Genomic DNA, 320 nt, shown 5'->3' with positions numbered 1-320 from the left:
GTGTTAGCACAGTTGGTTGAACGTGTGCATACCATTGAGCGCATTAAAACGCTGCAGTGGGATGCAAAGCGTCGCTTGTCTAAGCTCGATATTTATAATGTGTCATCGAAATATGGTGATGGTTGGAAAGGGTGGGGCGCACATGCACCATTTGACGCTATTATTGTAACAGCGGCAGCAGCGGAGCTTCCCCAAGCTCTTGTTGACCAGTTGGCGGTTGGCGGACGACTGATCATTCCAATTGGAGACTTACAGCAACAATTATTGAAAATTGTGAAGCACGAGTCTGGAGTTCAGTCTGAGATTATAGAAGATGTACG

At 46.6% G+C, this 320-nt stretch carries 1 pseudogene; it reads left to right on the top strand.

Features of this window, described 5'->3' with window-relative positions:
* Nucleotides 1-320: pseudogene (locus AB4585_RS24305) on the top strand (protein-L-isoaspartate O-methyltransferase); the annotation flags it as partial.

Origin of the sequence: Vibrio sp. 10N.222.49.C9, assembly GCF_041474985.1 — a bacterium.
GTDB lineage: Bacteria > Pseudomonadota > Gammaproteobacteria > Enterobacterales > Vibrionaceae > Vibrio > Vibrio crassostreae_C.
The sequence above is the reverse complement of the archived record's forward strand: the minus strand, read 5'-3'. Positions and strand labels throughout refer to the sequence as shown.